This is a genomic window from Pedobacter sp. 01T416_2, assembly GCF_056398925.1.
The window spans coordinates 1-6,321 of sequence record NZ_JBFTQI010000321.1 but is presented as its reverse complement, the minus strand read 5'-3'; the positions used below and the strand labels follow the sequence as shown (position 1 = coordinate 6,321).

General features: G+C 41.0%; 4 protein-coding genes. 1 reads left to right on the top strand and 3 read right to left on the bottom strand.

Annotated features, from left to right (window positions below):
• Nucleotides 1-435: 435 nt before the first annotated feature.
• Entirely contained in the window at nucleotides 436-1,740 is a 1,305-nt protein-coding gene (locus AC1DPQ_RS14440) for a DUF3472 domain-containing protein (protein ID WP_477609911.1), read from the top strand.
• Between the two features lie 156 nt (nucleotides 1,741-1,896).
• On the opposite strand, the gene AC1DPQ_RS14435 is transcribed toward AC1DPQ_RS14440, so the two are convergent.
• The 3 genes from AC1DPQ_RS14435 to AC1DPQ_RS14425 are packed head-to-tail and all read right to left on the bottom strand — an operon-like array spanning nucleotide 1,897 to nucleotide 5,980.
• Nucleotides 1,897-2,928: a response regulator gene (locus tag AC1DPQ_RS14435; RefSeq protein WP_477609909.1), complete on the bottom strand. Its 1,032-nt coding sequence runs from the start codon at nucleotides 2,926-2,928 to the stop codon at nucleotides 1,897-1,899.
• A gap of 22 nt (nucleotides 2,929-2,950) precedes the next feature.
• Nucleotides 2,951-4,141, bottom strand: a complete 1,191-nt coding sequence (locus AC1DPQ_RS14430; protein ID WP_477582404.1) for a PAS domain-containing sensor histidine kinase — start codon at nucleotides 4,139-4,141, stop codon at nucleotides 2,951-2,953.
• A gap of 57 nt (nucleotides 4,142-4,198) precedes the next feature.
• Nucleotides 4,199-5,980 (bottom strand): hypothetical protein, encoded by a 1,782-nt coding sequence (locus AC1DPQ_RS14425; RefSeq protein WP_477609907.1) that lies wholly within the window; start codon nucleotides 5,978-5,980, stop codon nucleotides 4,199-4,201.
• Nucleotides 5,981-6,321 lie beyond the last annotated feature (341 nt).

Here is a 6,321-nt window from a genome sequence, read left to right as displayed (position 1 = left end):
ACCGTTTGCGTTTATTCAAAAAAAGCTCAAAAACAAAGCTATAAAACACTAAAATCAAATAGTTTAAAACAGCATTTAACAAAAATGATTGGTTAAACCTATATTAAGACTACTTACAACTACAAACTTTACAAAAGCTGTATTACCTATAAAATGATGCCTTTTTCCCTTGCAAAATATACCTGTATTGAGCAAACGTTTGCGCTGAGAATCTTAATTTTTTATCAATTGTTAGTCGTTAACTTCAATCATGGTTAGTGCAAAATATCCCTTGTTTTTTACTGCACTAATGTGTTTGGGTTGGCTTAGCGGCCGTGTGTGACAATTATAAATACCGACAGTTGAAAATGAGGCTGGGTTAAGCAAAAAACCATCTGCATTGCAGATTGGCAAAATGGATGCAACTTAATTATAAACAACCATATACTAACCAAAATGAAAAAAACAAGTTCACTTGCCACAGGCCTGCTCTTATTGCTAAGCTTGTATTCGTGTAAAAAAACAGAAACCCCAGCGGAAACAGAGACACCAAAAATTAAAAACGCCATTGCAGTTACCGAAAGTTTGGGCGGTTCGTCCCTAAACGTCGGTTTAGGTGGTAATGCCTATACCTCTGGCACAGGTGGCTTAATTAATGATACTGGTTTACATAACTGGACATCAGCCAGCACGATTACCAGCGTATGGTTCCGTTTAGGGCTTACCGGAAGTTTAACTGTAGCGGTAAAAGGCACCGTACCTTCAGGAAGCAGCAACATCAAGGTAACTATTAATGGTACCGTATTTAATAAAACCATTACCGGTACCACTGCTACCACAACTACCATTGGTACCGTAAATATTACAGCTGCGGGCTATGTACGGGTAGATATACAGGGCGTGAGTAAAACAGGTAGTTACTATGGCGACATTTCCGACCTGGTGATTAGCGGACCTGCAGTGGCTTCCAATGTGCAATATGCCAATACCGTATCCAGTTATTATTGGTCGAGAAGAGGCCCATCGTGCCATTTAAATTACACCGTACCATCGGGCACAGAATGGTTTTACAGTGAGCTGAATGTGCCCAGCGGACAAGACAGAATCGGTTCGTATTTCATGGCCGATGGTTTTAGCGGGGGGTACTTTGGCATGCAAGTTAACTCAGCTACAGAAAGAAGGGTTTTATTTTCGGTATGGGATCCATCAACCGGCAGCACTACTTTGGTAAGGAAGGGAACTGATATAACCTCTAATGGGTTCGGTGGCGAAGGCACAGGCGGACAATCTTATCTCTTATTTAACTGGGTAGCGGGTACTACCTATAAATTCTTATTGCAGGGCAAACCCGATGGTGCGGGCGGATCGGATTATACGGCCTGGTTTTATGCACCCGAAAATGGTACCTGGAAGATCATAGCACAATGGAAACGTCCAAATACAACGGCGTATTTAACAGGAATGTATTCGTTTATCGAGAACTTTAACCCAGACCAGGGCTACCTGCAAAGAAGTTGTAACTACGGCAATCAATGGTATAAAACCAGTAGTGGCAATTGGACAGAGGTTACCAATGCCAGTTTTAGCTACGATGCCACTGCATCAGCTGAGCAACGTATGGATTACCAGGGTGGCGTTACCGGTAATAGCTTTTATCTGAAAAACGGAGGTTTCTTTGCTACTTATACGACTTACGGGACGGTTTTTAACAGAACCGCTACCGGCACAGCCCCAACTGTTGATTTAACCACTTTACCATAAAAACAACCCTATCCCGGGAAATATAAAGTATTACCCGGGATAGGATTAGTTTGAAGTTGGCTGTGCGGAATCGATTAAAGTACATTGCTGATCGAAATAACTTGCTGCGACGCCTTTAAGTCCAGCCCCACAATAGCCAGTTAACTAATGATCGCGCTACTGTTTAATGTTTCTGAGTTTTTCGATCGAGCGGATATTTATGGCATTGCCTGTTTTATCGATCAGTTTTTCATCTTTAAAATCAGCAAGCATTCGGCTTACGGTTTCGCTGGCCGTACCTACCAATGCAGCCAGGTCATCACGAGAAATCCGGATGGTACAGCTATCTTCAACACCGTCTCCAAATTTAGCAGCCACTTGTAGCAACGCTTCTGCTACACGTTTCCGTACCGATGAATAGGCCAGTTGAAGCATTTGCTTTCCCTTATCGCGCACATTTCCAGACAATAAAGCAATAAAAGTTTTGGATACGGCCTGATGGTTGAGCAGGTACTCCATAAAATCGGCTTTGGGAATATGGATAATTTCTGATTCAATTAAGGTTGCTGCATTGTCTGTGTATACTTCGCCATTACACAAACTTTCATATCCAAAAAAATCGCCATCATGATACAAGCTCGACGAAAGCTCCCTGCCATCCTTAAAACGTTTGTAGGTTTTTACCTGGCCCTTAACTACATAATAAAGATGGGTCGGTTCATCCCCTTCCACATAAATAATCTGTTTGTTGGTAATTGGCCTTGATTTACCCTTTTTACGGAGCTCGTCCATCACCGCTTCGCTATTGCCCGACGCTGCATTAAAGCCAGCTGATTGTTGTTTCTTTTTAAACCTGCTTTCTATAGCCTTAAAAAGTTCTATATCATCAAACGGTTTGGTGAGGTAATCATCTGCACCCATTTCCATGCCTTTGCGCATGTCTGCCCGCTCGGTTTTTGCCGTAATGAAAATAAAAGGAATATTTGCTGTTTTCTGGTTTTTGTTCAGCAGGTACAAAACCCCATAACCATCCAGTTCTGGCATCATGATATCACAGAGGATCACATCAGGCAAATGATTCAAAGCCATTTCTACACCTAATTTACCATGTTTCGCGGTAAAAGTTTCATAACCTGCCAGATCCAGCACCTCAGCTGTACTTTCCCTTATGTCGTCATTATCTTCAATAATCAAAACTTTCTTGTTCATAGGAATGGTTATTAAAAGTAAATTATTTATTGAAGGTAAAGCTGAGCGTAAAAACCGTACCTGAATTTTGTTCGCTCTGGCAGGCTACGGTGCCATTCATCAAACCTACATATCTTTTTACAATGTTCAGGCCTAAACCTGTGCCGGGGATGTCGCCCGTATTGTGTGCCCTGAAAAATGGTTCGAACAGATTTTGCTGATCTACTTTTGGAATGCCGATTCCATTGTCTTTCACCTCCAAAATGAGTTCATCATCTTTTAAAATAGAATTGAACTGGATCAAAGTATCTGCGCCAGAGTATTTTATCGAATTGGAGATCAGATTAATGACGCAGTTTTTCAACAGGTTCGGATCGAGGTAAACTTCGGCGGTCGTACCTGTGTGTTCGTAAATAATATGCTGGTTCTCTTTGGTCATCATCTGCATTTCTTCAGCTATTTCTTCAGCAAAGCTGATGATATTGAAAGATTGTGCCGATGCTTCCACTTTTCCGGCCTCGAGTTTTTCGAGCGAGAGGAAATCGTTTAAAATTGTAGTAAGGTTATTGATCGAATTTTTGATTTTCAGCGTATGTTTTTCTACACTGGCAACATCATGCCTGGAGGTATATTTATCGATTAAAGAAGCCGATAATTGTATCGAACTGAGTGGTGTTCTAAACTCATGCGAGGCCATAGAAACAAACCTTGTTTTGAGCTGATTGAGTTCCTTCTCTTTCTGAAAAAGCGCCTGCATATTTTCTTTGGCCATTTCGAGTTCGGATACCAGCTTTACCAGATCGTGTGTGCGTTCCTTGATCTTGACCTCTAATTTTTCGGTGTAACTTCTGATCTGCTCTTCATTGGCCTTTTCTTTACTCAGATCGTGGATAAAACCGGTATAAATTTTACGGTCGCTAAATTTTATTTCGCTTACCCCCAGCCTGAAAGGAAAAACCGAGCCATCCTTACGTTTACCAGAAACTTCTCTCCCAGTTCCGATAATGTGTTTCTGCCCGGTATGTTCATATCTGGATAAGTAACCATCATGGCGCGAATGATCTGGTTCTGGCATTAACACCGATACGTTTTTCCCAACCAGTTCTGCTCTGCCATAACCAAAAAGCTCAAGTGCAGCCGGGTTTAAATGTTCTATAAGCCCCTTATCATCAATGGTAATAATCCCATCAATGGCATTTTCAATAATGGCATCTAAAAATCTCGATCTATCCATGTAATACATCAGTATATCCTTGTAAATATAGAAAAGTTATTTGCGATCTTTTTTCTCTTATTCAATAATCAATCCGTCCAGTTTGCCTTTCGACTTCGCCAGCTGTTCATATAATCCCTTTAATTCTCCAGATGCCTGATCTGCAACCTCGGCAAAAAGCTTTTTATAATAATTAATCCCTTCGGCCAGCTGGAGTTTGAATCCGTTTAACTGTTTTATTTTTTTATCGCTGAAATGCTGAAGCTGCTGTTTGATATCTTCCTGAAGATAATCGATATAAAGATTGAGTTCTTTGATGAATATATGTGGCCGTTCTACCTGCCTCAACAGGTTAATTTTCCCGTAAATATGACCAACCATTTCATCAAGTGAATACACATCAGAAAAATAGGCCAGGTTTGGCCCTGGGCAAATGGCTACTGCGGTGCTTTCTTTGGGTTTAGCCATGTTATATTTGAGATAGGTAGCGGCGCATAAGCCCTCACAAAGGCAAACTTTTTCGGTTACCAGATTAAACTGTTTTTGGTATTCATCAGCTGATAGGCCAGCAGTTTTAAGACTTTTGATTTTTAAGTGCTGATRTTCGCGGGATGCCGTACAGATGGCTTGCTCAGTAAATTCGGTATTGTTGCAAAGATATTTCTTGGTACATGGACTTCCCGGCCTGCCCTTTTCAATCCGCTCGGTACGCTGAAGTTCTATTGTACTGTTTTTAAAATTATTAAACTGAATACCCAGCGGAGAGGCTCCACTTAGATAAAAATCGCTTTCTGTTGAGCTGGCCAATTGCGCCAATGTTTCGGCATCTACATTCGTTACTTCGGGGACTAATAAAAAAGGACTTCCCCATCCTGTTGCATCGAGATTGTAATGTTGAAGGAGGAAATCGTGTTCTGCAGCCGTACCAATCCCACCCTGGACACTGATCCGCTGCTTGAGCTGTTTTTCTGTTGGGATTCCCTTTTGCGCCAAAGCAGATTGGTACATGTTAAAAAGCTCAGCAAGCATATCGTTTTTTTTGAGCTTAAATTCTTCCAAAATCGGCCCAAGTAAGTATCCTTCTGTTGCAAATGCATGGCCTCCACAATTTAAGCCCGACTCTATCCTGAATTCTGAAACCCATAAACCCTTTTTTGCCAAAAATTTAGCCTGGATCAGGGCCGATCTGAAGTCGCTAACCTTTAAGATGATTTTCTTTTTCAGCTTGCCATTTTCATCAGGGAAAAAGTCTTCAAAATTTTCCATATAGCTGTATAATTTCGGGTTCATGCCAGCAGAGAGTACAACAGAGGCGTTCAGCTTACTTTCCGCAAAACCACGGAGTGCAGCTAATGCATCCGTATTGGTATCACCAGAATATTCGCCATTTACATAATTCATTTTATCTACCTTGGCCATGATATTCACATCAATAGCCCCTACCCGCATTGAATTTTTTAAAAGCGCCTGGAAGGTCTGCTTGGTTTCACCTTCAGGATATTGCAACATCAGATCATAACCATGTTTTAATTTAGCAGTAACGGGCAGTAGCTCAAAATAACGGCAAATATCATTACCAGTGGCAAAATCCTGCTTTTTTAAGTTTTTAAAATCGTCGGTTATCGTGTCCGACAAAAAGTTGAGGTAGGCCGTAATGCGTTTACTCCGGCAATCGGTTTCACCTTTAGGAATCGCTTCGAAATGAATCTGGCGGTTTTTTGAATGATAAGCACGCATGCGCTCAATCAGTTCGTCATCAACAACAGATAGCACGGACGAAATACCGTACCTGGCAACTTTTAGTGGCGTATCAATAGAATAGCCTAGGCCTAATACAGGGATATGGAATGAATGTGGCATGGTGTTTTGTAATAAGGTTTGGCCTTTTATAACAAAAAGCCGATGATTTCGACAGCAAAACTATTATAGTTGAACTGATCTGGAGGTGATGCCTGTCAAAACGAAAAGTGAGTGAGGTCACTTTTTAACGTTATAATATGCCTTTGGGAAAGTTTGTGGTATATTATTTTGCTAAAACCGCTTATTCAACACTATCGTTTATCTCGAATCTACCTGTTTTAAGATGAAAGATAATTTTGAACACGATAATATCCTCATCATAAGTATCTTTTTTGCCAGTTCCATGCGATGGTTGCTCTGAAGGGGTATTGGTTAAAGGCATCATTCGGTGGATAATCCCC